The 26,869-nt window shown below is 66.7% G+C and carries 21 protein-coding genes; 12 read left to right on the plus strand and 9 right to left on the minus strand.

The genetic code is table 11. From position 1 onward, the window contains the following. Positions 1 to 7 precede the first annotated feature (7 nt). Positions 8 to 478, minus strand: coding sequence for a 30S ribosomal protein S7 (rpsG, locus tag ACWYRN_RS06585; protein ID WP_488691670.1), 471 nt, complete (start codon positions 476 to 478; stop codon positions 8 to 10). A gap of 135 nt (positions 479 to 613) precedes the next feature. Next, positions 614 to 1,000: a 30S ribosomal protein S12 gene (rpsL, locus tag ACWYRN_RS06590; RefSeq protein ID WP_056336781.1), complete on the minus strand. Its 387-nt coding sequence runs from the start codon at positions 998 to 1,000 to the stop codon at positions 614 to 616. Positions 1,001 to 1,385: 385 nt separating this feature from the next. Here rpsL and ACWYRN_RS06595 point away from each other — a divergent pair, with 385 nt between their 5' ends. After that, positions 1,386 to 3,242 (plus strand): phosphoethanolamine transferase, encoded by a 1,857-nt coding sequence (locus tag ACWYRN_RS06595; protein WP_488691671.1) that lies wholly within the window; start codon positions 1,386 to 1,388, stop codon positions 3,240 to 3,242. Between the two features lie 162 nt (positions 3,243 to 3,404). On the opposite strand, the gene ACWYRN_RS06600 is transcribed toward ACWYRN_RS06595, so the two are convergent. Then, entirely contained in the window at positions 3,405 to 4,988 is a 1,584-nt protein-coding gene (locus tag ACWYRN_RS06600; RefSeq protein WP_488691672.1) for a MutS-related protein, read from the minus strand. A gap of 188 nt (positions 4,989 to 5,176) precedes the next feature. Between ACWYRN_RS06600 and ACWYRN_RS06605 the strand changes: the two genes are divergently transcribed. The 11 genes from ACWYRN_RS06605 to ACWYRN_RS06655 all read left to right on the plus strand — a co-directional run bounded on the left by ACWYRN_RS06605 (position 5,177) and on the right by ACWYRN_RS06655 (position 20,074). Next, positions 5,177 to 6,961: a YbhB/YbcL family Raf kinase inhibitor-like protein gene (locus ACWYRN_RS06605; protein ID WP_488691673.1), complete on the plus strand. Its 1,785-nt coding sequence runs from the start codon at positions 5,177 to 5,179 to the stop codon at positions 6,959 to 6,961. A 382-nt stretch (positions 6,962 to 7,343) separates the two neighbouring features. Then, entirely contained in the window at positions 7,344 to 8,612 is a 1,269-nt protein-coding gene (locus tag ACWYRN_RS06610; RefSeq protein WP_488691674.1) for an efflux RND transporter periplasmic adaptor subunit, read from the plus strand. A 35-nt stretch (positions 8,613 to 8,647) separates the two neighbouring features. After that, positions 8,648 to 9,370, plus strand: a complete 723-nt coding sequence (locus ACWYRN_RS06615) for an ABC transporter ATP-binding protein (protein ID WP_488691676.1) — start codon at positions 8,648 to 8,650, stop codon at positions 9,368 to 9,370. Between the two features lie 10 nt (positions 9,371 to 9,380). Next, entirely contained in the window at positions 9,381 to 10,691 is a 1,311-nt protein-coding gene (locus ACWYRN_RS06620) for an ABC transporter permease (RefSeq protein ID WP_488691677.1), read from the plus strand. A 19-nt stretch (positions 10,692 to 10,710) separates the two neighbouring features. After that, positions 10,711 to 11,943 (plus strand): ABC transporter permease, encoded by a 1,233-nt coding sequence (locus tag ACWYRN_RS06625; protein ID WP_488691678.1) that lies wholly within the window; start codon positions 10,711 to 10,713, stop codon positions 11,941 to 11,943. A 21-nt stretch (positions 11,944 to 11,964) separates the two neighbouring features. Further along, entirely contained in the window at positions 11,965 to 13,317 is a 1,353-nt protein-coding gene (locus ACWYRN_RS06630; RefSeq protein WP_488691680.1) for a sigma-54-dependent transcriptional regulator, read from the plus strand. A gap of 16 nt (positions 13,318 to 13,333) precedes the next feature. Further along, the gene (locus ACWYRN_RS06635) at positions 13,334 to 14,650 is read left to right on the plus strand and encodes a sensor histidine kinase (RefSeq protein ID WP_488691681.1); all 1,317 of its coding nucleotides are present in this window, start codon (positions 13,334 to 13,336) and stop codon (positions 14,648 to 14,650) included. Between the two features lie 21 nt (positions 14,651 to 14,671). After that, positions 14,672 to 15,274, plus strand: a complete 603-nt coding sequence (locus ACWYRN_RS06640) for a glutathione S-transferase family protein (protein ID WP_488691682.1) — start codon at positions 14,672 to 14,674, stop codon at positions 15,272 to 15,274. A gap of 55 nt (positions 15,275 to 15,329) precedes the next feature. Beyond that, a complete protein-coding gene (locus tag ACWYRN_RS06645) occupies positions 15,330 to 16,106 on the plus strand; it encodes a spermine/spermidine synthase domain-containing protein (protein ID WP_488691683.1) in 777 nt (258 codons plus the stop codon). A gap of 414 nt (positions 16,107 to 16,520) precedes the next feature. Further along, positions 16,521 to 18,068: a hypothetical protein gene (locus tag ACWYRN_RS06650; protein ID WP_488691684.1), complete on the plus strand. Its 1,548-nt coding sequence runs from the start codon at positions 16,521 to 16,523 to the stop codon at positions 18,066 to 18,068. 119 nt (positions 18,069 to 18,187) lie between these two features. After that, positions 18,188 to 20,074 carry an ABC transporter ATP-binding protein/permease gene (locus ACWYRN_RS06655; protein ID WP_488691685.1) on the plus strand — a complete coding sequence of 629 codons (1,887 nt, stop codon included), beginning with the start codon at positions 18,188 to 18,190 and terminating at the stop codon, positions 20,072 to 20,074. 448 nt (positions 20,075 to 20,522) lie between these two features. Here ACWYRN_RS06655 and ACWYRN_RS06660 read toward each other — a convergent pair whose 3' ends face one another. From ACWYRN_RS06660 to ACWYRN_RS06685, 6 genes are all read right to left on the minus strand, one after another. After that, on the minus strand, positions 20,523 to 20,792 hold the full coding sequence (locus ACWYRN_RS06660; RefSeq protein ID WP_488691686.1) for a hypothetical protein: 270 nt from the start codon (positions 20,790 to 20,792) through the stop codon (positions 20,523 to 20,525). Between the two features lie 140 nt (positions 20,793 to 20,932). Further along, positions 20,933 to 21,430 carry a hypothetical protein gene (locus ACWYRN_RS06665; protein WP_488691687.1) on the minus strand — a complete coding sequence of 166 codons (498 nt, stop codon included), beginning with the start codon at positions 21,428 to 21,430 and terminating at the stop codon, positions 20,933 to 20,935. 76 nt (positions 21,431 to 21,506) lie between these two features. After that, complete coding sequence (locus tag ACWYRN_RS06670) at positions 21,507 to 23,036, minus strand: hypothetical protein (protein ID WP_488691688.1); 1,530 nt, start codon at positions 23,034 to 23,036, stop codon at positions 21,507 to 21,509. Further along, on the minus strand, positions 23,033 to 25,018 hold the full coding sequence (locus ACWYRN_RS06675; RefSeq protein ID WP_488691690.1) for a hypothetical protein: 1,986 nt from the start codon (positions 25,016 to 25,018) through the stop codon (positions 23,033 to 23,035). The genes ACWYRN_RS06670 and ACWYRN_RS06675 overlap by 4 nt, the downstream gene beginning before the upstream one ends. Further along, the gene (locus ACWYRN_RS06680) at positions 25,002 to 25,985 is read right to left on the minus strand and encodes a BatA domain-containing protein (protein WP_488691691.1); all 984 of its coding nucleotides are present in this window, start codon (positions 25,983 to 25,985) and stop codon (positions 25,002 to 25,004) included. Before ACWYRN_RS06680 ends, ACWYRN_RS06675 begins: the two co-directional genes overlap by 17 nt. Beyond that, positions 25,982 to 26,869, minus strand: coding sequence for a DUF58 domain-containing protein (locus ACWYRN_RS06685; protein WP_488691692.1), 888 nt, complete (start codon positions 26,867 to 26,869; stop codon positions 25,982 to 25,984). The genes ACWYRN_RS06680 and ACWYRN_RS06685 overlap by 4 nt, the downstream gene beginning before the upstream one ends.

A 26,869-nucleotide genomic window follows, 5' to 3' on the forward strand; every position in this document is an offset into this window, starting at 1 on the left:
ATATTTTTTAGAAGCGGAAGTGCGAGAACGCCTTGTTCGCTTCCGCCATGCGGTGCACTTCGTCACGACGCTTCATCGCGCCGCCGCGCATTTCCGCGGCTTCCATCAGTTCACCACCCAGGCGTTGTGGCATGGATTTTTCGCTGCGCTTGTTTGCGGCTTCGCGCAACCAACGCATGGACAGCGCCATACGACGGACCGGACGAACTTCCACTGGCACCTGGTAGTTGGCGCCGCCAACACGGCGGGATTTCACCTCGACCAGTGGCTTGCAGTTGTTGATCGCGGCCGCGAACACTTCCAGCGGGTCCTTGCCCGATTTTTGCTGGATATGTTCAAACGCACCGTAGATGATGTTTTCTGCGACCGACTTCTTGCCGGACAGCATCAGGACGTTGACGAACTTGGCGACATCGGTGTTGCCGAATTTTGGATCCGGCAGGATCTCGCGCTTGGGTACTTCACGACGACGTGGCATTTCAATTCCTTCCTATCTTCAGTTGAGTGCTTTTTCAGCACTCGCGAAAGACCCTCATGATCTTTCACTTACTCGGCCTTCCGGCCGGCTCAACTTAACTTTTCAATGTGACCTGTCGATGACAGGGCCGCAGGATTACTTCTTGGCGCCGGCCTTGGCACGCTTCGCACCGTACTTCGAGCGAGCTTGCTTACGGTCTTTCACGCCCTGGGTATCCAGTGCGCCGCGGACCATGTGGTAACGCACACCTGGCAAGTCCTTGACACGACCGCCGCGCAGCAGGACAACGCTGTGCTCTTGCAGGTTGTGGCCTTCACCGCCGATGTACGAAATGACTTCGAAACCGTTGGTCAGGCGAACTTTGGCGACTTTACGCAGAGCCGAGTTAGGCTTCTTCGGGGTCGTGGTGTACACACGGGTGCAAACACCGCGCTTTTGCGGGCAGTTTTCAAGTGCCGGCGACTTGCTCTTCACAACCGCAGCAACGCGCGGCTTGCGAATCAGTTGATTGATGGTTGGCATCGTTCCTAATCCAACAAAGTACTACAGTTGATGACCCGAACCGCACAGGAGCGACCCGGGGACTGAAACCTAGTCCCGTTCAAGACTGACAGCGGAGGCGACGAAAGCCACTCACCGAAAAGGAGCGGCTGCGAGAGCGTATACGATTGCCAGAATAAATCGAGAACTCGCGAGTATAGACTTCCCGCAAACTGAGGTCAACCGGTTTACTGGCAGCGCAGGGGGCAGCCAGTCCAAAGCGCCGGTAAACGCCGGTATTTGTGGTAGTCCCGACACAAGCGGCGATGCCCGCTGGAAGTACCTTGCACGGCAGGAATAGCTTTCCCGGCGATAAAAATCGGATAATAGCCGACTTTCCCCTGCCGCTATTGTCGATATCCTGCCCATGCGTTTGCCCGTGCGCCTGCCGTTGCGCTTGCCTGTCCGTCCGGCCACTGTCTATCTCGTGCTGACGTATGCGCTGCTGTCGGCAATGCCTTTCTTTCCGCTGCTGCTGGGCTTGCCGGTCACGCGGCCCTTGCAGGTGCTCGGCGTCGAGGTCATGGCCTGGATCGCGGCCTGGGCCCTGTTCAAGCGTCCGGCCTGGTTCCATCCGCTGCTGCTGCCGGCCTTCCTGGCGCTGCCGACCGAGCTCTACTTATATACCTACTACGGCCAGGGCATCTCGACCCACCACCTCGGCATCATGGCCGAGACCAGCCCGCTCGAAGCCATGGAATTCCTGGGCTCCAAGGCCTGGCTGCTGGTGGGAGTGCTGCTGGGCGTGCTGGCCTGGTGGGCCAGCTGCTGGCGCGCGGCATGGAAGACCCGGCAGCTCGACTGGAACGACAGCTCGCGCTGGGTCGTGCTGGGTGTGCTCGGATTGGCGGTGGCCGTGTTCGCCTACGAAAAACAGGTGGGCGTGACGCCGGAACCCAGGCCTGCCGCTGCCTCGGCGGCACGGGTGCACCTGGTGGCCGCGGCGAAGCCTGCGGCATCCGCGACGGTTTCCGCATCCACCGATGCCTGGTCCGCGCCGCGCTTGCCGGGCTGGGCCAGGCTGCCGGTCGAGCTGGATGCCTTTGCCCGCTCCTGGCCCTTCGGCCTGGTGGCGCGCGGCGTCGACTTCTACAAGGAGCGCCAGTACCTGGCCGATCTGAACCGGCGCAGCGCCGCCTTCCGCTTCGGCGCACGGCAAAGCGACCCCGCCAACGCCCCCGACGTACTGGTGATGGTGCTGGGCGAATCGGCGCGCTTCGACCGCTGGAGCATCAACGGCTACACGCGCGAGACCAATCCGCTGCTGGCCAAGGAAGCGAACCTGGTGCCGCTGCAGGACCTGATCACCTCGGTATCGGCCACGCGCCTGTCGGTGCCGGTGATCATTTCCCGGAAACCCGCGATGCAGAGTTTGAAGGACGGTTTTACCGAAAAGTCCTTCCTGACCGCCTTCAAGGAAGCCGGCTATAAAACGTATTGGCTGTCGAACCAGATCTCCTTCGGCAAGTTCGACACGCCGGTGTCGGTGTTCGCCAGGGAGGCCGACACGGTCGAGTTCCTGAACCTGGGCGGCTTCACCACGCGCTCGAACCTGGACGAGGTGCTGTTCGATCCGCTGGAGCGGGCCTTGCGGGACCCGGCGCCGAAGAAGCTGATCGTGCTGCACACCCTGGGCAGCCACTGGAACTATGCGCACCGCTATCCGGCCCGGTTCGACAAATGGACGCCCTCGCTGCGCGGCGTCGACAAGCCGGTGGTCACCGACGACGCCATCGAACCGCAGATGAGCAATAGCTACGACAACTCGATCCTGTACACGGACTGGTTCCTGAGCCAGGTGATCGACAGGCTGAAGTCGCCCGAGAAGGCGGCGGCCCTGATGTACGTGGCCGACCATGGCCAGACCCTGTACGACAAATCCTGCGACCTGGCCTTCCACGGCCACAACACGCAATACGAATTCCACGTGCCGGCCTTTGTCTGGTATTCGGACGTGTACGCCGCGCTCTACCCGGCCAAGGTGGCGCAGCTGAAGCAGCGCCGCAAGGCGCGGCTGTCGACCGAGAACGTGTTCCATACGCTGGTCGACCTGGGCGACATCCGCTATCCCGGCGAGCGCCTGGAGTGGAGCATCGCCAGCCCGCAATGGAAGCGCCACAAGCGCTATGTCGACAGCTACGGCTGGACCGACTACGACAATGCGCGCATGCGCGGCGATTGCCGCGAGGTGATCGACAAGGGGACGCCGCTGCCCCGAAGGTGAACACCGATCGGGTGGCTCGTAGGGTGGACGGCTGTGCCGTCCACGCGTTCAACTATCCTGCGAACTATCGCGCCATGCTAGCGGGCGCTGAACGCGTGGGCGGCGCACCGGCCACGTGTCCGCACACTGTCAGGTATAGCCGCCTGCGCGGCCCGGACCACCCTACAGCACATGCGCCCCGGCTTCCGGTTGGCCTAAATACGACTCCAACCAATCGGCCACCTTCTTCGCCTTGCCCTCGATCTCCGCACCAAAACCCTGCGTCGCCAGCAGCGCAATCCCGTTGGTCTGCGCCAGCACGCCCGGCGCCAGGACCAGCCCGCCTTCGTCGTCGCGGCCGATGCACAGCGCCTCCAGCCGATGTTCCAGCACGGAGGCCAGCACCAGGTTATGCGACGACACCACTACCCTCGCCCGCGCCGCCAGCGTATCGAGCACGGCCGCGCTGGATGCCACCGACTCCACGTGGTTCGTGCCCCGGAAGATCTCGTCGATCAGGCAGATGCCCGGATGCGGCCCCTCGGCGGCGGCAATCAATTCCTTCGCGCGGCGCAGTTCGGCCATGTACAGGCTCTGCCCTTCCAGCAGCGAATCCTCGTTCTGCATGCTGGCATACACCGGCAGCGCCGGCAGCCGCGCGCGGCGCGCATGGCAGAAGCCGAACGCGCGCGCCACCACCAGGTTCAGGCCCAGCATGCGTAGAAAAGTACTCTTGCCCGAGCCGTTCGGCCCCGAGATGAAGGCGCCCTTGTCTTCCAGCGCCACCGACAGCGCGGCCGGAGACGCCAGCAGCGGATGCACGCCGGCCTCGATCTCGATTGCCCCATCGCTGCGCCCGGCCCAGCACCATGCCGGTGACGCGAGCAGCGTGCGCGCCAGCGCCAGGTCGGCTTCCAGCTCGGCGCAGGCGAGGTAACACTCGACCAGGAAGTCGCGCTCCGCGAACGCGATGGCCTGGCTGCGGTAATAGTGCTTGACGTTGGAGAGCATGAACCAGTCGCCATACGCCCCGCCATCCTGGCTCATGCGCGCGAACATCGAGCGCGCCAGGCGCCCGCCCAGTCTGGCGGCGTGCTGGGCGCCAGCGCGCAATGCGTCCGGCGCCGCCGCGTCGCGGGTGCCGACGGTGCTGCTGGCCAGGAGCAGCATCTGCAGCGTGTTCAGCGCACGCTTCCAGGCCTCGACGCGCTCGTGGTAGCGCATCTGCCCCGCGATCAGCAAATACAGCACGCCAGCCGTGGCCAGCCAGGACCAGGGCGTGAGGATGACGCCGGCAATCGAGGCCAGCAGCGCCAGCGGCAGTAGCCAGGTCCAGCGCAGCCAGGCCGGCGGCGCGGGCGCCTTCCCTTCGAACAGCAGGGCCGCCGCTTCGGTATCGGCATCGCGCAAGGGGCGCAGCGCCGCTTCCAGTTGCGTGCGGCGCGCCGGGTCGGCCATCAGCGCGCGCAGGCGCTCCGCCTGGTCGGCACATTCCGCATCGTTCGCGCCGCCGCGCAGGCGCCGGTACAAGGCCTGGCGGCCGAAGATGCTGACGCCGGCGCCCAGGCGCTCGTGGTAGCGCGGCAGCAGCAAGTCGTTCCAGGTCTGGTCGTCGAGCGCGGCATTGCCCGTGGGCGCCACCCGGTGCAGCTGGGCGATGTCGCTGTCGGCAAAGAAATAGTCGATCGGGGTCGCGTCCGGCCAGGCAAGCAGCTTGCGCGCGCCCTTCCTGAACGAGTCGAACAGCGTGGCGGCGAAGGCGGTCATGGTCGTTTCCAAGGCAAGGTCGTGAAGTATCCATGCCCCAACTATGGACAAGTTGACAAAAATCAATACGAATGTGCGTTAAGCCGGACTCATCAAATGTTCGTTCCCCCACATACCGCCGCGCGCCACTCTGGCACGATGAGCCGACCAACACTTACCCGACGATATCGACACGAAAGGACTGCACGATGAAACGCGCGCTCGCGGCTTCCCTGATGGGCCTTGCCATATCGGCTGCCTATGCCCAGCAGGGCGACGGCACCCAGTTCTCGACCAACATCAACATCTGGAAGCCGAACAAGGTCGAGCCGACGCCGGAGCGCATGCGTGCCATCAAGGCGCCGAGCGGCTTCACCGTCACGCCCTTTGCCACCGGCCTGAAGAACGCACGCATCATCGCCGTGGCGCCGAACGGCGACGTCTACCTGAGTCGGCGCGACCAGGGCGACGTGCTGCTGCTGAAGGACGCGAACGGCGACGGCCGTGCCGATGGCGCACCGGTTACCGTGGCCAACCGTGCCGGCGCCCATGGCCTGGCGATTCGCGACAACAAGCTCTACCTCATCACAGCCAAGGAGTTGTTCGTCGCCGACATCCAGCCGGACGGCCGCCTGGGCGAGCTGAAGATGCTGATCGGCGACCTGCCCGACGCCGGCCAGCACGCCAACCGGACGATTGCCTTCGGCCCGGACGGCATGCTGTACATCAGCGTCGGCAGCACCTGCAATGCCTGCAACGAAAGCAATCCGGAAAACGCCACCCTGCTGCGCGCCTCCCCGGACGGCAAATCGCGCAGCATCTTCGCCAGCGGCCTGCGCAACATGATCGGCTTTGCCTGGCATCCGCAGACCGGCGAGCTGTGGGGCTTCGACCATGGTATCGACTTCCTGGGCGATAACCAGCAGCAGGAAGAGCTGAACAAGGTCGAGATGGGCAAGCAGTACGGCTGGCCTCACGTCTTCGGCAACAACGAGGTCTACCCGCAAAGCACGCCGCAGGGAGAAATCAGCAAGGAAGAATGGAAGAAGCGCAGCACGCCGATGGTGCTGGGCTACACCGCGCACGCGGCGCCGATGCAATTCGTCTTCGCCGACAAGAGCGCCTTCCCGGCGCAGTACCGCGGCGACGCCTTCGTTACCATGCGCGGCTCGTGGAACCGCAACCCGGCCTCGGGCTACGAGATCGTGCGCGTGCGCTTCGAGAATGGGCAGCCGAAAGGCGTCGAGCCCTTCGTCACCGGTTTCCTGACCGATGGCGGCAAGACCCACATCGCGCGGCCGGTCGGGCTGGCGTTTGCGAAGGATGGGGCGCTGCTGATGGCGGACGATGCGAATGGGGTGATCTACCGGGTGGCGTACACGGGAACCGGAGCCACCGCACCGAATGGCGCGGCCGCGATGCCGCCCGCCGGGCCGATGGAGCAGCAGGCGAACAAGGGGAATGGCGTGCCGCTGGCGAACAAGCGGGCGGAGACGCAGGCATCGGGGGCGGTGACGGTGAGCTCGTCCAGCTTCCGGAATGGCGGCGCCATGGACCAGAAGTACAGCGAGTATGCCGATGGCGTGTCGCCGGCGCTGTCGTGGAAGGCGGTGCCGGGGGCGAAGTCGTACGCGATCATTGCCGAGGACCCGGACTCGAAACCGGTGGCGCCGTTCGTGCACTGGCTGGCGTGGAATATCCCGGCGAATGTCACCAGCTTGCCGGAGGGCGTGCAGGAGCAGCCAAGGCTGACCGATCCGGAAGGCGTGCTGCAGGGGCGGAACACGCGCGGGTCGATGGGGTATTACGGGCCGAAGCCGCCGGTGGGCGAGGCGGCGCATCCGTATCACTTCCAGGTGTATGCGCTGGATGTGATGCTGGACGTGCCGTTCGGGTCGGACCGGGATACGCTGCTCAAGGCGATGCAGGGGCATGTGATGGCCAAGGGCGAGATCGTCGGGAAGTATGGGCAGAAGCAGAAGCCGCAGAAGTGAGATGTTGATGAACGGCGGTGTGCAACGGTTGTAGGGGCTGTTGCCTGCTCTGTTATAGGTTTTCACGATCCGCGTGGGCACGAGTGCCCACCCTACGGTCACCGTTCTCAGCGAGATCATACGAAACCCGGATACGCAGCGTGTCCCGTAGGGTGGGCACTCGTGCCCACGCGGATTCAAAACACCATTAACGTTACAGGCAACAGCCCCACTCCCCCCCGCACACCGCGCGGGCACACCCGTGTCCGCGTACGTTCGCCCGCCCCCGAACGGACACCCGGACACGTCCGTCCGCGCCGCAGCCCCTGAAAAATCAATGACTTAAACCCTGGCACGGATCGTGCAATAACGACTGCATACAACGTCGTTACCCGCACACACCATGATCCGCGATACCTCCCACCAGGATGCCGTCGTCACCGCGCCGCCGTCCCACAAGTTCAAGCGCCCCGCCCTGCTGGCCGGGATCGCTGCGGCCCTGGCGATCGCCGGCGCCCTGCTTTTTTCCAACTGGAGCAGCGCCAGCCACTCGGTCAGCGCCAGCCGCCTGCGCATTGCCGAAGTCGGCCGCGGCACCCTGGTGCGCGATGCCTCGGTCAACGGCCGCGTGGTCGCCGCCGTCAGCCCGACGCTGTTCTCCACCGCCCCCGCCATCGTCAACCTGCAGGTGGCCGCCGGCGACACGGTCAAGAAGGGCGACGTCCTCGCCGTGCTCGAATCCCCCGACCTGTCCGACGCCCTCAAGCGCGAACAATCCACCTACGAACAGCTGAAGGCCGAAGTCGCACGCCAGCAGATCCTGTCGCGCAAACAGAAGCTGCTGGCCCAGCGCGAAGCCGACACCGCCGAGATCGACCGCCTGTCGGCCCAGCGCACCCTGGAACGCTACGACAGCGTGGGCCAGGTCGGCATCATCGCCAAGATCGACTACCAGAAAGCCAAGGACGCCCTGAACTCGGCCCAGATCCGCGCCCGCCACGCCAGCCAGGCGGCCAACCTGGAAGGCGACGACGTGGCCCTGGCGATCCGCACCAAGGCCAACGAACTGGAACGCGCGCGCCTGTCGATGGCGAACGCCCAGCGCCGCGTCGACGAACTCACCGTGCGCGCCCCGGTCGACGGCTTCATCGGCACCCTGAACGTCCAGAACCGCATGGTGGTGGCCGCCAACGCCCCGCTGATGACCCTGGTCGATTTGTCGCGCCTGGAAGTCGAGATCGAGGTCCCGGAAACCTATGTCTCCGACCTGGGCCTGGGCATGAACGCCGAGATCACCCTGCCCACCGGCAGCGCCAGCGGCAAGCTGACCGCGCTGTCGCCGGAAGTGGTGAAGAACCAGGTGCTGGCGCGGGTGCGCTTCGACGGCGAGCAGCCGAAGGGCCTGCGCCAGAGCCAGCGCGTCACGGCGCGCCTGCTGATCGAAGAGAAGCCGAATGTCGTGATGGTGGCGCGCGGCCCCTTCGTCGAGAGCGAAGGCGGACGCTTCGCCTACGTGGTGCGCGACGGCCTGGCGGTCCGCACGCCGATCCGGCTGGGCGCCACCAGCGTGTCCGGCGTGGAGATCCTGTCGGGCCTGAAGCCGGGCGACCGGATCGTGGTGGCCGGCACCGACGCCTTCGAGAACGCCGCCAGCATCTCGATCAACAACTGAACCCAACCGAAACGAGCAACCCGAAAGGACATCCCATGCTGCGCATGACCAATCTCTCCAAGGTGTACCGCACCCACATGATCGAGACCCACGCCCTGCGCGGCTTCGAGATCCAGGTCAACCAGGGCGAGTTCGTGACCGTCACCGGCCCGTCGGGCTCGGGCAAGACCAGCTTCCTGAACATTGCCGGCCTGCTGGAGGAATTCACCAGCGGCGAATACATCCTCGACGGCGTCAACGTGCGCGGCATGGACGACAACGCGCGTTCCCGCCTGCGCAACGAAAAGCTCGGCTTCATCTTCCAGGGCTTCAACCTGATCCCCGACCTGAATTTGTTCGACAATGTCGACGTACCGCTGCGCTACCGCGGCTTCCATGCGCGCGAACGCAGGGAGCGCATCGAGGACGCGCTGGCCAAGGTCGGCCTGGCCTCGCGCATGAAGCATTACCCGGCCGAGCTGTCGGGCGGCCAGCAGCAGCGCGTGGCGATCGCGCGCGCCCTGGCCGGCTCGCCCAAGCTGCTGCTGGCCGACGAACCAACCGGCAACCTCGATACGCAGATGGCGCGCGGCGTGATGGAGCTGCTGGAAGAGATCAATGCCGCCGGCACCACGATCCTGATGGTGACCCACGATCCCGAGCTGGCGGTGCGCACCCACCGCAACGTGCACATCATCGACGGCCAGGTGTCGGACCTGGTGCGCCAGGGTCCGAGCCTGGCCGCCGGCCACGCCCATCCGGCGCCGGCCGCCGTCTGAGGAGCACCCCATGTTCGGCTATTACTTCAAGCTCGGCCTGCGCAGCCTGCGCCGCAATCCCGCGCTCACCGCCCTGATGGTACTGACCCTGGCCGTAGGCGTGGCCGCCAGCGTCTCGACGCTGACCATCCTGCACATGATGTCGGGCGACCCGATCCCGCACAAGAGCGAGCGCCTGCTGGTGCCGATCTTCGACGTCCAGCCGGCCGAGGGCTACGTGCCGGGCACGCCGTCGGACGAGCAGCAGGTCACCTATATCGACGCCATGAACCTGTTGAAGAGCGGCCAGGGCATGCGCCGCACGGCCTTGTACGGCATCGCGCCCTCGGTCGAGCCGCTGCGCAAGGACATCGGCGCTTTCACCGCGCCCGGCATCGCGCCCACGCGCGACTTCTTCGCCATGTTCGAGGTGCCCTTCCTGCACGGCCAGCCCTGGAGCGAAGCCGACGACGCGCGCGGCGCGAATGTCGCCATCCTCGGGCGCCAGGTGGCCGAGAAGCTGTTCGGCGAAACCAGTCCGGTCGGGCAGCGCATCAACGTCATGGGCCAGCCTTTCACCATCGTCGGCGTGGTCGATCACTGGGAGCCCAAGCCCCGCTACTACAAGCTGGTCGGCAGCGACTACTTCGGCGTGCGCGAAGAACTCTTCATTCCCTTCTCGACCGCCGTGCGCCTGGAGGCGTCGCGCAACGGCGGCATGAGCTGCAGCGCACGCGCCGAGCCCGGCTTCCAGGGCGTCATGCGTTCGGAATGCACCTGGGTCCAGTTCTGGTTCGAGACCGCCTCCAGCGGCGAGCGCAAGGCGCTCAGGGACTGGCTCGACGGCTACGCGGCCGAGCAGCGCAAGCTGGGCCGCATGCGGCGCGGCGCCCCGTCCGAGCTGTACGACGTCATGGAATGGATCGAGCACGAGAAGGTAGTCGGCAAGGACAACAAGCTGTCCGCCTGGCTCGCCTTTGGCTTCCTGGCCCTGTGCCTGGTGAACACCGTCGGCCTGCTGCTGGCGAAGTTCTCGGTGCGCTCCAGCGAAGTCGGCATCCGGCGCGCGCTGGGCGCCTCGAAGCGCGAGATTTTCCGCCAGTTCCTCGTCGAGAGCGCGGTGATCGGCCTGGCCGGCGGCCTGCTCGGCCTGCTGCTGGCCTTTGGCGCGCTGGCCCTGATCGGCATGCAGAACGGCGAAGCCGCCGCCGTTGCGCGCATGGACCTGACCATGCTCGCCTTTACCTTCCTGCTGTCGGTGCTGGCCGCCGTGCTGGCCGGGCTGTTCCCGACCTGGCGCGCCAGCCAGGTCACGCCGGCCATCCAGCTCAAGTCGCAATAAACCAGAACGAGGACCCATCATGGAAATCCGTCCCATCCTCTCGACCATCCTGCGCAACAAGACCGGCGCCATCCTGGTCGCTCTGCAGGTCGCGCTCAGCCTGGCGATCCTGGCCAATACCCTGCACATCGTCAGCGAACGGCGCGCCGCCGCGGCCCGCCCGAGCGGCATCGCCGACGAGCTGTCGGTGTTCAAGATCGACGTCAGCCACCTGTCCAGCGACGGCCCCGAGCAGCAGCTGGCGACCATGAAGCGCGAGACCGAGCTGCTGCGCGCGATTCCCGGCGTGGCCGCCGTCACCCAGGTCAACCAGGTGCCGATGACGCAGTCGGGCTGGAACAACAGCGTCGCCATCGACCGCAGGCAGACCGAGGAATCCTCGCCTTCATCCTCCTACTTCGCGCCCGACTCGCTGGTCAAGACCTGGGGCCTGAAGATCATCGAAGGGCGCGACTTCCTGCCCGGCGAAGCCCAGGACATCGACCTCAACTCGAAAGACGAGCCGCGCGTGGTGATCCTGTCGAAAGCCCTGGCGCAGAAACTCTGGCCGGACCAGAATGCGATCGGCAAGACCATGTACTTCGGCACCGGCGAAGGCGCGATCGAAGTGCGCGTGGTCGGCCTGGTCGAGCGCCTGCAAAGCCATGGCGCCGAGGTGAGCGAACGCGGCGAACTGTCGGCCATCGCGCCGGTGCGCCTGTACGGCAGCAACCAGGCCTACACCTTCACGATCCGCGCCGAGCCGGGCCAGCGCGATCGCGTGCTGCGCGACGCCGAAGCGGCGCTGCGCAAGGCCTCGGCCACGCCGGTCATCCTGGAAAGCCGCACGGTCGAGCGGATCCGCAAGTCGCGCTACCGCGCCGACATGGCACTCTCGTGGATGCTGGTGACGGTGAGTGTGCTGCTGCTCCTGATTACCGCCAGTGGCATCGTCGGCATGGCCAGCCTGTGGGTCACCCAGCGCCGCAAGCAGATCGGCGTGCGGCGCGCGCTCGGGGCGCGCAAGCGCGACATCCTGCGCTACTTCCTGCTCGAGAACTTCATGATCACGAGCAGCGGCGTGGCGGGCGGCGTGCTGCTCGGCGTGGGCCTGAACCAGCTCCTGGTCAGCAAGCTCGAGATGGCGCGCCTGCCGCTCGAATACCTGGTGGGCGGTGCGGTGCTGCTGTGGGCGCTCGGGGTACTTGCCGTGTACGGGCCGGCCTGGCGCGCGGCGAGCATTTCGCCGGCCCTGGCCACCCGCAGTACCTGACGCGATGCTATCCTGACGCCCATGCCCACTGTACTCATCATTGACGACAACGCCGCCGTCGGCGTCGCCCTCGACGTGCTGTTCTCGCTGCACGACATCGCGGCGCTGCATGCGGCTTCGCCCGAGGAAGGGCTGGCGATCCTCGCCCGCGAACCAGTGGACCTGGTGATCCAGGACATGAACTTCAGCGCCGACACCACCTCCGGCGAAGAAGGCGTGGCCCTGTTCCGGCAGATCCGGGCGCATCATCCCGATTTGCCGGTGATCCTGCTCACCGCCTGGACCCACCTCGATGCGGCGGTCGACCTGGTAAAAGCCGGCGCCGCCGACTACCTGCCCAAGCCCTGGAACGACGAACGTTTGCTGGCCACGGTCACCAACCTGGTCGAACTCGGCCAGGCGAACCGCGCGCTGGCCCAGCGCGTAGGGCGCGAGCGGCGCGAACGGCGCGAACTGGAAAACCAGTACGACTTGCGCGGCCTGGTCTGGGCCGACCCGGCCACCGAGCGTGTGTTGCAGCTGGCCTGCCAGGTGGCGCGCGCCGACGTCCCGGTGCTGATCACCGGTCCGAACGGCACCGGCAAGGAACGCATCGCCGAGATCATCCAGGCCAATTCCCAGGTCAGGGACGGCCCCTTCGTGGTGCTCAATTGCGGCGCCCTGCCCTCGGAACTGATCGAGGCCGAGCTGTTCGGCGCCGACGCCGGCGCCTATACCGGCGCCTCCCGGGCGCGCGAAGGCAAGTTCGAGGCGGCCGACGGCGGCACCCTGTTCCTCGACGAGATCGGCAACCTGCCGCTCGCCGGTCAGATGAAACTGCTGCGCGTGCTCGAGACCGGGCGCTTCGAGCGCCTCGGCTCGAACCGCGAGCGCCAGGTGAAGGTGCGCGTAATCAGCGCCACGAACGCCGACCTGGCGGCGATGATCCGGCTCGGCACCTTCCGCGAAGACCTGTTCTACCGCCTGAACGTGATCGAGCTGCGCCTGCCGCCGCTGGCCGCGCGCCCGGGCGACATCCTGCCGCTGGCTACCAGCTTCCTGGCGCCGGGCAAGCGCCTCGAGCGCGGCGCGGAAAGCGCGCTGCTGGCCCACGCCTGGCCCGGCAACGTGCGCGAACTGAAGAACGTGATGGCGCGCGCCAACCTGCTGGCCCAGGGCGACCTGATACGCGTGGCCGACCTCGGCCTGCCGGCTGCTGCTACAGCTGCGGCAACGGCGGCGCCGGCGCTCGAAGCGGAACCGGACCGCGACGCCATCGCCGCCGCCCTGGCGCGCGCCGGCGGCGTGGTCTCGCAGGCCGCCGCCGAGCTTGGCCTGTCGCGCCAGGCCCTGTACCGGCGCATGGAACGCCTCGGCATCGCGCGCGGCGCCTGATTCGCCGGCCACCGCGATGCGCCTGTCCCTCGTCACCCGCTTCTCGGCCCTGGTCGGCACCCTGCTCGCGCTCGGCATCCTGATCGCGCTGGCGCTGGATTACTTCCTGCCGGGCCGCCCGCTGCTGGTGTTCGTGCTATGCCTGGCCTGCGTGGTGCCGCTGTCCATCATCACGGTGCGCGCCCAGGTGCAGCCCATCCTGTCGCTGTTCCGGGCACTCGAGGGCACCGTTACCAGCTACCGCGATGCCGACTTTTCCTTCAGCCTGCACTGGCCCCGCAACGACGAACTGGCCGACCTGGTGGCCTCGCACAATGCGCTGGGCGACGTGCTGCGCGAGCAGCGCCGCGACCTGGTGCAGCGCGAGCTGCTGCTCGACACCATGGTGCAGAACACGCCCGTGGCGATGCTGCTGGTGGCCGACCTGCCCCAGCGCGCCGGCACCGTGGTGTATGCCAACCTGGCTGCGCGCCAGCTGCTGGCCGCGGGCCGCAAGCTCGAAGGCCACCGCCTGGAAGCCCTGCTGGACGACGCCATTCCCGCCTTGCGCGAAGCGCTGGCGCGCGGCGGCGACGGGCTGTTCACGGCCGGCGAAGGCGAAGACGAAGAGGTGTACCACCTGGCGCGCAGCCACTTCAGCCTGAACGGGCGCAAGCACGAACTGCTGCTGCTGCGCCACCTGACGGCCGAACTGCGGCGCCAGGAAGTGCAGACCTGGAAGAAGGTGATCCGCGTGATCAGCCACGAGATCAACAACTCGCTGGCGCCGCTCGCCTCGCTGGCCCACTCCGGGGCCGAGCTCGTACGGCGCGGACAGACCGAGCGCCTGCCGATGATCCTGGAAACCATCGGCGAACGCACCCGCCACCTGGAAAGCTTCATCCTCGGCTACGCGCGCTTTGCCAAGCTGCCGGCGCCGCGTATCGACGCCTGCGCCTGGCCCGAGCTGGTGGCGCATTTGCAGGCCCAGGTGAGCTTGCGCGTGGTGGGAGACTTGCCCGAGGAGCCGGCCCGCTTCGACCGCGCCCAGATGGAGCAGGCCCTGCTGAATTTGCTGAAGAATGCGCACGAATCGGGCTCGCCGCCGGAGGACGTGGAACTGCAGGTGCGGCGCGGCCAGGACCTGCTGCGCATCGATGTCGCCGACCGCGGCAGCGGCATGAGCGAGGCGGTGCTGACCAACGCCCTGGTGCCCTTCTATTCCACCAAGCGCAGCGGCACCGGTCTGGGCCTGGCGCTGGTGCGCGAGATCGCCGAGGCCCACGGCGGACGCGTGCTGCTGGCCAACCGCGAAGGCGGCGGGCTGGCGGTGACCATGATCCTCCCTACCTGAACGGTTCACACGGAGCGCTGCATGCTGAAGATAGTCGGAAAAGCCACCTCGATCAACGTGCGCAAGGTGCTCTGGACCTGCGCCGAACTCGGCCTGCCCTTCGAGCGCGAAGAGTGGAACGACGCCGCGCATGCCGCCCTCAACCCGAACCGCATGGTGCCGGTGCTGGTCGACGGCGACCTGGCGCTGTGGGAATCGAACACGATCTGCCGCTACCTGTGCACCCGGTACGATGGCGCAGCCCTGCTGCCGCACGAGGCCGGCCCGCGCGCCAGGGTTGAACAATGGATGGACTGGCAGGCCGCGGAACTGAACACCGCCTGGCGCTACGCTTTCATGGCGCTGGTGCGCCGCAGTCCCGCCCACACCGACGCGGGGCAGATCGACGCCAGCAGCGCCAGCTGGAACAGCCACATGGGCATCCTCGACGCCCAGCTGGGCCAGACCGGCGCCTGGGCGGCCGGTCCTGATTTCACGCTGGCCGACATCGTGCTGGGCCTGTCCGCCAACCGCTGGCTGATGACGCCGATGGCGCGCCCCAATTATCCGCACGTCGCGGCCTGGCTCGGAAAACTCGACGAACGCGCAGGCTGCCGCCTGTACGGCCGCAACGGCACGCCTTGATACGGCCAGGCGCGGCGCTCTGGTAAGATCGGCCTTCACCGCCGAACGCCTCGCCATGTCCAAGCCGCTTCCCTTCGATCCCCGTTTCGCCCAGCCGGGCCACCCGCCCGCCACCATCACGGAATTCGAGGGCGTGCGCTCGCTGCACCTGGGCACCTCCTGGGAACAGGGTGCGATGCGCATTGCGCGGCCGGATGCGATCGAGCTGGAATACGTACAGATGATGATGGCCTGGCTGCTGTTCCTGGATGCGCCGCGCCACATCGTGCAGCTGGGCCTGGGCAGCGCGGCGCTGACCAAGTTCTGCCACCGCCGCTTTCCGGACGCGCGCGTGACGGCGGCCGAACTGAATCCGAACGTGATCGCCATCTGCCGCGCGCTGTTCGAGCTGCCGCCGAACGACGACCGCCTGGACGTACGCGAAATGAACGCCCTCGACTTCGTGCTCGACCCGGCGAATTGTGGCCAGGTCGATGTGCTGCAGGTGGATTTGTACGACGAGGAAGCGCGCGGCCCGGTGCTCGACACGCCGGAGTTCTATCAGGGCTGCTTCGACTGCCTGGCGCCGAACGGCATCATGACCACCAACGTGTTCGGCGACTTCGCCAGCTACGACAAGAACCTGGACGCAATGCGCGAGGTGTTCGATGCCGTGGTCTGGCTGCCTGAGGTGCACGACGCGAACATCGTGGTGATCGCCTTTAAGGACGCGCCGCAGATCGACTTCGCCGTGCTCTACGAGCGTGCCGGCGAGATCAAGCGGCGCTACAACCTGCCGGCCAAGGACTGGGTGAATGGCCTGAAGGAGTGGATGCGCGACCAGGCCGAGTAATGGCCAGGTAATGGCCAGGTAATGGCCAGGTAATGGCCAAAGTAAGCGCTAAATAAGCGCCGCACCCCGGGGGCTGGCTGGCACTCGGCCGGCAGCGCCTTCGGCACGATCCCTTCGCCGCTGCAGCTCCACGACACATTTCCCTCCTTGTCGCCATTGCACACCTTTCGCTTGCCTGTCTTAATTACAAGATAGCAACTTTATGCTATCGTTAAAAGAAAATAAATACGCAAAGTAGTAATGTTGGCAATTGCCACAAACTCGGCCGGCGTGTATTTCCAGCCATGCTGAACCAACGTTCTTATTAAAATATTTACAATTTGTATAGCGGGCATTAGGCTCGAAAAGATATTCATACCACTTGGGATGCACATGGCAGGCGCGCTACCGAACACCCCTTCCCGCAACTCCTTCATGCATTGGCTATTCCTGGCCAGCCTGCTGTGGGGTATCGCGATCTTCTGGATCGCGCCCCGCCCGCCCCTGATCGACCTGCCGCAACATGCGGGCCAGGTCGCCTTGCTGCGCGACCTGGTCGCCGGCGTCTCGCCCTGGTCCGACCTCTTCCGGCTCAATTTCTGGACCCCTTACCTGATCGGCTACGGGCTGGCCTTGCCGCTGAGTTTCATCATGCCGGTCGGCGCCGCCCTGCAAGTCGTCCTGTCGGCGGCGTATGCCGCCTTCGTGCTGCTGGGGACGCGCCTGCGCGCCCATTTCGGTGCCGACCCGCGTCTCGACTGGCTGTTCCTCCCCGTTTTCTTCGGCTTTGCCTACAGCTGGGGTTTCTATACCTTCCTGGTGTCGACGCCGGTGGTCATCCTGTTCGTGCTGGCGATGGACCGCTATGCGCAGCGGCGCACGGTACAAAGGGGCGTCGCGGCCATGCTGGTCGGGCTGGCGCTGCTGCTGTCGCACGGACTGGCTTTTGTATTCGGCATCATCGTGTCCGGCTGCCTGTACACGGTCCGCGTCCACGCCGGCGGCGGCGCATGGGTGAAGCGCTGGCTACGCGGCGCCTGGCCGCTGGTCGTGCCCGGCATCGCCTGCGTCTTGCTGTACCTGGTCAGCATCCGGATCCAGTCGGAATACTGGACCCACGGCAAACTGCAGGTATTCTGGGACATCAGCGTCATGCGCCTGCCCCGGCTGCTGGCGAATGCGATCGGCGACTACTACACGCCCAAGCTCGTACTCGGCGTGGCGGTGCTGGCCATGCTGGCGGCGCCCTGGCTGCTCGGCTTGCGCATCGACCGCCACCACCCAGCCACCTGGATTCCACTGGCCATCGTGTTGTTCATCCAGTTTCTCGTGCCGAGCACGATGATCAGCACCGCCTACGTCTACCAGCGTTTCGCAGTGTTTTTCCTGCCGGCCTATGCGCTGGCGTTCCTGATGCGTCCGGCCGCTGCTGCTGCGCCACGCACGCGCGCTCTGCCGAAGCTGGGGTCCGTGGTGCTGGTGGGGGGCGTGTGGTTGGCGCTGGGCTGCCATTCGCTGGAGATGTGGCGCTTCGCGAAGGAAGCCAGGGATTTCGAGACCGTGCTGGCGGCGATGGAACCGAAGCAGCGGATACTGGCGCTGACCTTCGATGACCGCAGCGAACAGGCGAACCTCGACCTCCCCTACCGCCATTACGCCACCTGGTACCAGGCGGACAAACAGGGACTGGTCGACTTCAATTTTGCCTGGTTCCCGCCGCAGATGGTGCGCTTCCAGCCGGACCGTCTCCCGGCGGTGCGGGAGGGTATCCGGGGGCACAACTTCAGCGCGCGCAAATACCCGCTCGATCCGTATCGCTACATCGTCGTCAGGCATACGGCGCCCCTGCCCGCCACGCTCTTCGACGGCGCCGACTGCGCGCCGCGCGCGGTGGCAAAAGAGGGAAGCTGGACGCTGTTCGAACGCGCCGGCTGCCAGCCCGCGCAGCATGACGGCGCGCGTGCGCGGCCGGCGCAAGGCTGAGCGCAGCGTCCCGCCCACGTCGTGTCGGGCGCGCCGTACTTACTGTGTTTGTTTCCGCACCGAACGGGCAGGTTGGCAGTCGTATGCTGGGGTCCTGACGCACACCGTAAGCGAATATCATGAAGACGCCCACCTCCGCCAGCAGCGACATCGGAACCAACCCGGACCCGGCGTCATCCGGCGACAAGCTGCGCACCGCCGGCCTGTCGCTCGCTGCATGGAAGCAGTTCGTGAATGTGGCAAAACCCTACTGGCAGGGGGATCAAAAGCGCACGGCATGGTTCCTGCTGCTGCTCCTGATCGTGCTGATGCTGGTCGAGACCAAGCTCGCCGTCATGCTCAACGACCAGGCCGGCGAAATGACCTCGGCGCTGGCGGGCAGGAACGGCGACCGCTTCTGGACATCGGTGCGGGCCTGCCTGCTGGTGCTGGCCTTTGCGGTGCCGGTGTACGCCTTCTATTACTACATGCGCGACCGCTTCGCCAACCAGTGGCGGCGCTGGCTCACCGGCCGCTTCCTCGACGGCTACCTGAAGGAGCGCAAGTACTACGCGCTCGGCGCCAACTGCGAGATCGACAACCCCGACCAGCGCATCAGCGAAGACATCAACACCTTCACCGGCCGCTCGATCCACTTCCTGCTGATCTTCCTCGGCTCGATCATGCAGCTGGTCGCTTTCAGTACCGTACTGTGGTCGATCTCGCAGGTGCTGGTCGGCGTGTTGGCGGTGTATGCGCTGACCGGGACCGTCATCGCCCTCTACGTCTTCGGCAATCCGCTGATCCAGCTGAACTTCTGGCAGCTGCGGCGCGAAGCGGATTTCCGTTTCAGCCTGATCCGCCTGCGCGAGAACGCCGAGTCGATCGCCTTCTACCGCGGCGAAGCGCAGGAGCGCGCCCACATCGACGGCAAGTTCGACAGCGTGATCCAGAATTTCGCGCGCCTGATCCGCAAGCAGTGCTCGCTGAACCTGTTCCAGCGCACCTTCAGCCAGCTCACCCTGGTGCTGCCCTTTATCATCCTGGCCCAAGGCGTGCTGTCGGGCGAGCTGGAAGTGGGCCGCGCCGTGCAGGCGGCCGGTGCGTTCACCGCGGTGTTGACGGCGGTCGGCGTCATCGTCGACAACTTCGAAAGCCTGAGCCGCTTCGTGGCCGGCATCGACCGCCTGCAGGGCTTGTCGGCGCTGGTGCTGCCCGGTGCGGCGCCTGAAGCGCCCGCCGCCGGCGGACATCCGCGCATCCGCATGCGCCCCGGCGAGCACCTGGCACTGGAAGCGCTGACGCTGCATCCGCCGCAATCGGAACGGGTGCTGATCCGCGAGCTGAACCTGGTCCTCAAGCCCGGCGACGCCTTGCTGATCACCGGCGACAGCGGCTGCGGCAAGAGTTCGCTGCTGCGCGCGATTGCGGGCCTGTGGAACACGGGCAGCGGCACCATCCAGCATCCGCCGCTGGAAAGCTGTTTCTTCCTGCCGCAGCAGCCCTACCTGCAGGCCGGCACCCTGCGCAGCCAGCTGCTCTACCCCAGCGGCACGTCCAGCCTGGGCGACGCCGAGCTGCTGGAGATCCTGGACCAGGCGCACCTCCCGCACCTGGCCGCGCGCGTCGGCGGCCTGGACGCCGTGCAGGACTGGGAAAAGCTGCTGTCGGTCGGCGAACAGCAGCGCCTGGCCTTTGCCCGCGTGCTGGTGCACCGGCCATCCATCGTCATCCTCGACGAAGCGACCAGCGCGCTCGACAGCGGCAACGAAGCCTCGCTGTATGCGCGCCTGCGCGCGAACGGCACCACCCTGATCAGCATCGCCCACCGCGCCGCCGTGCTGCGCCACCATACCCACGTGCTGCGTCTGCTGGGCGACGGCGCGTGGGAGATGCATGACGCCGAAGGGTATCAGTTCGATGGGGCGGTCGTGCCACTGCGGGGCAGCGGCGGCGGTACTGGTGCGGGTACGGGCGCCAGCCTGCAGCTGGTGACGCCGGCGCCGGTGATGGCGGCGACGGGCTAGTTCGCGGCTGGCTTCAGGCCTTCTTGTGGAACGAATGCGCCGCCCGGCCTGAGAACGCCTGGCAAGACCGTTCGCCATACCGGCAACGGATGAGCGGGCAAGCGGGCCAAAGGAACGTCTGATGTATGTCTGCTCTTCGTTCGTGTCGGATGCGTAGCCCTCGAAACGAGGCTATCGAACCTGAGGTACGCTCCACGATCCGCCGCCATCCTCCACGTCTTTTCGTCATCCCACGCCATGGTGTGATCATTGCTACGTGAGCGAAGCCCTGCGGCAGTTGTTGATGAGCCCGGAGACAAGCTGCGATAGATGCCTAAAGGTTTTCGGAAGAAGTGCGTGGGCCATGGCATGACTCGGCTATAAACACGGCCGCACTCTTCATGCTTGGACTGCGGGGATGGACGTCCACTATCGACCAAAGCAGACATCTTGCAACCGCAAAGACGCGTTATATATTCCGGGGCAGCAAGGAGAGCCAATGTTCTGTTTGAACCAGAAGTGGTTCTAGCTCTGGAGAAAAACCGTCCTCGTCATACCACTCTGCGATGTGGATTTCGCCTGCAAGCCTTTTCATTTCCTGAATAAGCACATAGGGCATTCCCTCTAAAGCACTTCCATTGCTTTCAATAATTCTCGCAAACAAACATGCAGAAATCTTGTCCGATCTTAAGTCCTGTAAGGAACCTTCGATACGTGCAATCAACGTTTCGTTAGACATGAGGCAACCGTCTTTGCGATCAGGATAAGCTGGTTAGGGATGCCGTGAACGTCCGCTTCTGGGCCGATAGCAGGCCATTCGTATAGCTCAGGGTATGAGCTTATCCCATCTGGTCAAGTAACAGGTATCGTCAGGCTCGCTTAGTCCCAGCGCCCGTCCCCGGGCTGGAAAACCACCCGGTCGGGCGTCCGGCCAGGGTCGATCGCCGCGTTGTATTCCCCGTATTCGGCGCACAGCGAGAACGGCGCGCCGCCCCGCACGTCGTAGCGGATGAACCAGGCCACCGCGAACGCCACTTCTTCCGGTTCCGGCGGCGAGCGGCGCCATTCGCCGAACGCCTCGCGCAAATCGTGGAAGTCAAAGGCGCCGGGTTCGGAAATGAACTCAAGGGTCACGATGCGGGCCTCGGGCGAGGTGCCGGGCGTATCCAGCGAAAAGTGGATCTCGTCGAACAAGGGCGACGACGCCTCCAGCGTGCCGTCGCGCTCGCCCGACATCAGGTAGTCGCGGTGGTGCTCGGGCATGGTGCCCAGGTGCCGGATCACGTCGACATACGGCTTGCCGGCACTGGCCAGTTCGAGTGCGGTACCGATCGTCTGCGCCAGTGCAAGGGCGGCCGGGCTGTTCAGGTCTGCCATGGTGTTCCAATCGCGGACGGAACCACCAGTGTAGTGAAATCCGTCGCTGCGAAATGCACGGATTGTCACGACGCGGTCAGCGCCGCTCGCGCCACCACAGGCCGAGCATGGCCAGCGCGAACACGAGGCCGAACGGCCAGCCGGGCAGCGTGCCCCGGGTTTGTTCGGCCGCCACCGGCGTACGCGCCGCATAGCGGGCCGTAGCGTCGTGCCGCTCGGCGGCCTGCCACTGCGGCCAGTCGCCCGGTGCATACACGTAGACCTGCCCCACCGCCGGCTTGGCGCCCTGCGTTTCCATGCGCAGCCAGCCCGCCTGGCGCGGCCACACGGCCACGCACGACGCGTCGACGCGATCACTGCGGTGCTGCCAGGCCAGGGTGTGGTCCAGGGCCGGGAAGCGGACCTTACCCGTTACGCCCTGTGCGCAGACTTCCACACGCTGGCCCGGCAGCGGCATTTCCTGCGGATCGAGCCAGTGCACTTCCTCGATGCGCTGCACGCCGAGCGTATCGAGCACGCCCTGCCACCACAACGCCAGCGCGCGCGGCTGCGCAATCGCCTGGCGGTGCCAGTCGGCGGCGCCGAGCCAGCCGATGCGGCCCTGGCCCCAGGCACGCGCCCACACGGCGTCCTTGCCGCTCCATGCGCCGGCCTGTGCGCCAGCCGGGTTCAGGGGCGCCGCCGTCAAGGCCAGCGAGCCGACTGTCGCATCGGCCGGCTGCGCATGCAGCGCGAGCTGCACGCTGCGCGACCAGACCGCGCTGTCGTTGGCGTTCCCGCCCAGGACCAGCAGCGCGGCGCCCTGCTTCACTTCGTCCAGCAAGGCGCTGCGCGCGGCGCCGGATGCGCGCTCGAACCAGGCGGCGTCGATCAGCAGCAGGCCAGGCTTGTCCATCTTCTCGCGCGCGGTTTCGCTACGGGTGACGGTTTTACCGAGCGCCACCTGCCAGTCGATCACGGCATGGCTGCTTCCCAAGAGTTCGTTCAGCACGCGCAAATCGAACGATGGCGCGCTGAAGCGGCCACGCACCTGCAGCGGCGGCGTTGCGCTGACGACCACCGGCACCGGACCTTCGGCCACCAGCTTGCCTCCCGCATCGAGCAGGCGCGCCTTTAAATCGAGGGTTTCGGCCAGCGGCGGCAGCCAGTCGACGGTAAGCGCGCCATCGCCGCGCGCTTCGGCCAGCACCTGGCCATTCTCGGCCAGCAGCTGCAAACGTGCCGGCGTCTTCGCGGTGCGCTGCACGGTGAGCGTGAACATGCGGCCCAGCGGCAGCTGGCGCGGGAAGTCCAGGCGCAGCGTTTCCGACGTGGGCGGCGTCCAGGACAAGGGCCGCGCCGGCAGGTCCTGCCATTGCGCGGCGCGCAGGCCGTCGCCTTCCAGGGTCAGGGCACGCACGCCGTCGAGCGTCGTGGGCGGTTTCGTCGGGTCGATCGCCAGGGTGGTGCCCAGCTCGCCGGGCAGCTTCCAGCCCGTGGCCAGCAGGAACAGCGCGCCGGTGGCAATCGCGGCCAGCAGCGCGTCAAGAGGGCGGCGGCGCCACAGGTACAGCAGCAGGCTGATGGCGCCGACGATGAGAATGGCTGCGCGCAGTTCGATACTCACTTCGGCCCTCCTTTGCTCCACGCGCGGGTGAACGGCGTCTGCGCCACCGGTTTCGCTTGCAGGATCACCGGCGCCTGCGCAATGCCGGCGCGCAGCCAGGCGCGCAGGGCCGGACGGCAGCGCAGGCAGCCGTCCGCCACGTCCTGGACCGCGCGCTGGGCGGCCAGGCGCTGTTCGTCGTCAGCCAGGCGCTCGCGCACCCAGTCGTGGGCGGTGCGCGTCCACAGGGCGGGCAGCGGTCCTTCGCTCGACAAGGCCGTCACCAGCTCGCGCAGCGGCAGCGGGATCGCATCCTGGGCCTCGCCCTGCTCGCGCCGGTAGCTGGCCGCGCCGACCACGTCGCCCGTCATGCGGATTTCTTCCTTGATCGGCGGCGGCACGAAGGCGGTCTTGTGCAGGTAGATGCGGTCGGCCTGCTGCAATTCCTTGATCGCTTCCAGGGCCTTGAGTTCGGGCGCCAGCGCGGTTTTCGGGGTGATGGCGCGCAGGGCCTTTTCGGCATCCCACATCGCTACCAGCGCACGGCGCAGGATTTTTTTCGTTCCCTCGTCGTACATCGTCGCGTTCTCGGCTTCGTCGTGGGCATGGCCGAATTCGTGCAGCACGTCCAGTGGTTTACCCGGTGCAGCGTGGTCGTCGTGGTCGTCGTGCTCTTCCTCGCCGCCGAACAGCGTCGACTCCTCGCCCAGGAACTGGCCGTAGCGGCGGCGCAGCTGGGCCTGGTCGGCGGCAATCGCCTCGCTGCGCTCGCGTACTTCGCCCGCGTTCATGCGGGTCGCCTTCATGTCGGCGATCAGCTGCTCGGTATCGATGATGATCTGGCGCTGGCTGCGCAGGCTCTGCGGCTTGACCAGCATCGGCATGGCCGAGGTCTGTTCTTCTTCGTCCTGTTCCGGCGCGGGCAGGCGCAGGGTATAGGTCGGCGACTGCACGGTGTGCGGCCTGGCGGCATTGTCGACGGCACGCACAAAGAAGTACAGCTCGTCGCCCGGCTCCATGCCCAGGTCCGCCAGGGTCCATTGTTTCGACCAATTGCGCACGCGCGGGTCCTTCGACGTCGGGATCGGCATTTCGCTGTCGGTGAACTTGATGTTCTCGCCGCTGCCGCGCGCCAGGGTCAGGTGCAGGGTGGCGCGGCGCACGGCGTAGTCGTCGCGCACCGTCAATGCCATGGCCGCGCTCTTCGCTTCAGGCTTGAGTTCCTGGATCATCTGGGTTGGTTGCGAGACCGTGATCTGCGGTGGCGCATCCGGCGTCACCTTCAGCGTGTAGCGCGCGCCGCGCCAGCGCCAGAACAGGGATTCGGTGGCGGTCAGCTCCGCGCATTTGCCGCCCACGTTCAGGGTGCGGCCATCGCTCAGTTCGAGGATGGTCTGGCCGGCATCAAGATTCTTCAGGCACCAGGTGAGCTTGCTCCCCTCCGGCAGTTCGAGGTGGCGCGGTGCGCCTTCGCTGCGCGCAAGGCCGGTGTACGACGGCGGGATGGCGGTAAGGGTCAGTTGCGGGATCACGGCCGCCCTGGCAGCCGGCACCGCTGCGCCTGGCGCTGCCGGCTGTGCTGCGCTGCCCTGCTGGCCGAAGTACCAGACGATGGCGGCAAACACCAGCCAGGGCGCGAGCCAGCTCAGGCCCATGTCCACGTGACGGCGCACGATGGCGCGCACCGTGCGCGCGTCGAGGCGTTCGGCGATGCGCGCCAGCAGGCGCTCGCGCTGCAGCCTGGCCAGCGGCGTGTCGGCATCGACCAATAAGGCGCTGCTGTCTTCCAGCTCGGGCACATCGGCGTCGAGCCAGCTCACCCAGCCATGCGATACGCGCTGGCGCAGGCGCGCGCCGTCCCACATGCACCAGGCCACCCAGGCCAGGAGGCCCGGCAGCAGGCGCAGCGACAGCCAGGGCAAGGCGCCCAGTACCCACAGCGGCAGGCGCCGCAGCAGCGCGGCACGCCAGATGCGCCCGGCGATGTCAGCGTCGGCGTGCATGGGTCAAGGTCCTCTCGAGAGCAAACAGGGCGACCAGCGCCATCATCAGGAAATCGCGCAGCGCACCGTCGGCATGCTGCGTTGCCGGCACGTTCGATGCGGCGAAGCGGTGTGCGGGCGCCGTATGGGGCAGTGGCGCGTAATGCAGGCTGCGCCAGGTTTCCAGCAGGCGGCGCGCGGCAGCCGGGTCGGCCGGCGGCCAGGCACTTGATGTCCAGAGACGGCCGTGCGCACTGCCGGCATAGCGGATGCCGTCCACGCCGGGGGCCTTGGCCAACTCGGGGAAGGCCGCCGCATTCGCGGCCCACCACAGCGGCGCACGCATCGATGGCGGCGGCGCTTCCGGCTTGTCCCAGACGATCAATTCGGTTTTCGCGCCCGGCGCGGCGTCGAACACGGCGCGCAAGGGGCCGTCCAGGGCGGCGAACATGCGGCGCCATTCGCCTGCCCGCTCGCTGACGATGGCCACGTGTACCTCGCGCGGTGCGGCGGGTTTGGCCAGCGTGCGCAGTTCGAGCGCGTGGCGGAACTGGGGCAGCGTGGCCGGCATTGGGATATCGCCTAGCACCAACAGGCGCGCGTCCGGTTTCCATTCGCGCTCATGGGCGCGGACCCAGCCCAGGGCCTCGGCTGCGGGAAGCGGCAGGCGCGCTGCATCCTCCAAGCCGGCCTGCGCGGCCTGCTGCTCGACCCAGGCGGCGTCCGTACCTTCCGCCACGACGACGGTATTCCCGCGCCACGGCAGCACGGGGTCGGCCAGCCAGGCGATCAGGCAGGCCAGCAGCAGGCAACGCACGATCATCAGGATCACGTCGGCCCAGCGCCACACGCGCATCTGGCGCGGTTCGGTGCGTGGCAGGAAGCGCGCACTGGCCAGGGGTTCCGCCGCAACCTGGACGCGCTTCTTGCGATGCCACCAGATTGGCAGCAGCAAGGTCGGTAAAGCCAGCCACCACAAACTGTTCATCGTTTACCCGCCTGGCGCAGCCATTGCCGCAATACGTCACCGGGCGCCTGTTCGATACGCGCATGCACCAGCGGCACGTCGCCGGCGCGGCAGGCCGCCGTCACGGTGGCGAAGTGGGCCTCGCGGTTGCGCAGGTAGCCTTCGCGCAGGTCGGCGCCGAAACGGAACACGCCGGCGTCCATCTCGGGGTCGCGGTAAGCCGGGTCCGCGGCGAAGCCGCCCGTGCACTCGGCCTCGGTCTGGATGCAGGCCAGGCGCACGTCGTGGCGCATGTGACGCAGGCGCAGCAGCGCTTCCGACAAGGGAGAAGGAAAATCGAGGAAGTCGCTGGCGGCGAACACCAGCGACGGCGATTGGGCAAAGCGCAGGCCGGATTTCAGCGCGGCGGCGTCCGGCAATGCGCCTTCGGCCTGCGCCGCGTTCAATCGCGCCAGCACGCGCTGCAACTGGCGCGGACCACGCGCGGCGGGCGTGAACTGCACGCGGCCACCGGACAACACCACCAGCCCGAAGGCATCGCCCTGGCGCTGGGCGATCGCCGCCACGCAGGCGAGCAGGGTACGCGCATAGGCGAGTTTATCGAGCCCGGGAATGCTGCGGCTCGGCTCCATCATCGAGGCGCTGGCGTCCAGCACCAGCCACAGCGCCACGTGGCTGTCGCGCTCGGCCTCGCGCACGTAGTAGCGGTCGGCGCGCGCCAGCAGCTTCCAGTCGACGCGGCGCCATTCGTCGCCCGGCGCATAGGCCCGGTATTCGGAGAACTCGACGCCGGAGCCGCGCTCGCGGCCGGCGTGGATGCCCTGCCCCAGCCCGGCCAGCACGTGGCGGATGACGAGGTCGAGGTTGGTCGTGTGCGCGATCAGCGCCGAGCTTATCGATGCCAT

This window comes from Massilia sp. BAP21, assembly GCF_057801335.1.

What these genes read in the sequence shown, in the direction of transcription:
- ACWYRN_RS06680 (WP_488691691.1), bottom strand. Translation starts at nt 25,985, where the DNA reads ATGAACAGTTTGTGGTGGCTGGCTTTACCGACCTTGCTGCTGCCAATC.
- ACWYRN_RS06665 (WP_488691687.1), bottom strand. Translation starts at nt 21,430, where the DNA reads ATGGCAGACCTGAACAGCCCGGCCGCCCTTGCACTGGCGCAGACGATC.
- ACWYRN_RS06615 (WP_488691676.1), top strand. Translation starts at nt 8,648, where the DNA reads ATGCTGCGCATGACCAATCTCTCCAAGGTGTACCGCACCCACATGATC.
- rpsG (WP_488691670.1), bottom strand. Translation starts at nt 478, where the DNA reads ATGCCACGTCGTCGTGAAGTACCCAAGCGCGAGATCCTGCCGGATCCA.
- ACWYRN_RS06655 (WP_488691685.1), top strand. Translation starts at nt 18,188, where the DNA reads ATGAAGACGCCCACCTCCGCCAGCAGCGACATCGGAACCAACCCGGAC.
- ACWYRN_RS06600 (WP_488691672.1), bottom strand. Translation starts at nt 4,988, where the DNA reads ATGACCGCCTTCGCCGCCACGCTGTTCGACTCGTTCAGGAAGGGCGCG.
- ACWYRN_RS06630 (WP_488691680.1), top strand. Translation starts at nt 11,965, where the DNA reads ATGCCCACTGTACTCATCATTGACGACAACGCCGCCGTCGGCGTCGCC.
- ACWYRN_RS06635 (WP_488691681.1), top strand. Translation starts at nt 13,334, where the DNA reads ATGCGCCTGTCCCTCGTCACCCGCTTCTCGGCCCTGGTCGGCACCCTG.
- ACWYRN_RS06650 (WP_488691684.1), top strand. Translation starts at nt 16,521, where the DNA reads ATGCATTGGCTATTCCTGGCCAGCCTGCTGTGGGGTATCGCGATCTTC.
- ACWYRN_RS06685 (WP_488691692.1), bottom strand. Translation starts at nt 26,869, where the DNA reads ATGGCATCGATAAGCTCGGCGCTGATCGCGCACACGACCAACCTCGAC.
- ACWYRN_RS06610 (WP_488691674.1), top strand. Translation starts at nt 7,344, where the DNA reads ATGATCCGCGATACCTCCCACCAGGATGCCGTCGTCACCGCGCCGCCG.
- ACWYRN_RS06625 (WP_488691678.1), top strand. Translation starts at nt 10,711, where the DNA reads ATGGAAATCCGTCCCATCCTCTCGACCATCCTGCGCAACAAGACCGGC.
- ACWYRN_RS06675 (WP_488691690.1), bottom strand. Translation starts at nt 25,018, where the DNA reads ATGCACGCCGACGCTGACATCGCCGGGCGCATCTGGCGTGCCGCGCTG.
- ACWYRN_RS06645 (WP_488691683.1), top strand. Translation starts at nt 15,330, where the DNA reads ATGTCCAAGCCGCTTCCCTTCGATCCCCGTTTCGCCCAGCCGGGCCAC.
- ACWYRN_RS06640 (WP_488691682.1), top strand. Translation starts at nt 14,672, where the DNA reads ATGCTGAAGATAGTCGGAAAAGCCACCTCGATCAACGTGCGCAAGGTG.
- rpsL (WP_056336781.1), bottom strand. Translation starts at nt 1,000, where the DNA reads ATGCCAACCATCAATCAACTGATTCGCAAGCCGCGCGTTGCTGCGGTT.
- ACWYRN_RS06660 (WP_488691686.1), bottom strand. Translation starts at nt 20,792, where the DNA reads ATGTCTAACGAAACGTTGATTGCACGTATCGAAGGTTCCTTACAGGAC.
- ACWYRN_RS06605 (WP_488691673.1), top strand. Translation starts at nt 5,177, where the DNA reads ATGAAACGCGCGCTCGCGGCTTCCCTGATGGGCCTTGCCATATCGGCT.
- ACWYRN_RS06595 (WP_488691671.1), top strand. Translation starts at nt 1,386, where the DNA reads ATGCGTTTGCCCGTGCGCCTGCCGTTGCGCTTGCCTGTCCGTCCGGCC.
- ACWYRN_RS06620 (WP_488691677.1), top strand. Translation starts at nt 9,381, where the DNA reads ATGTTCGGCTATTACTTCAAGCTCGGCCTGCGCAGCCTGCGCCGCAAT.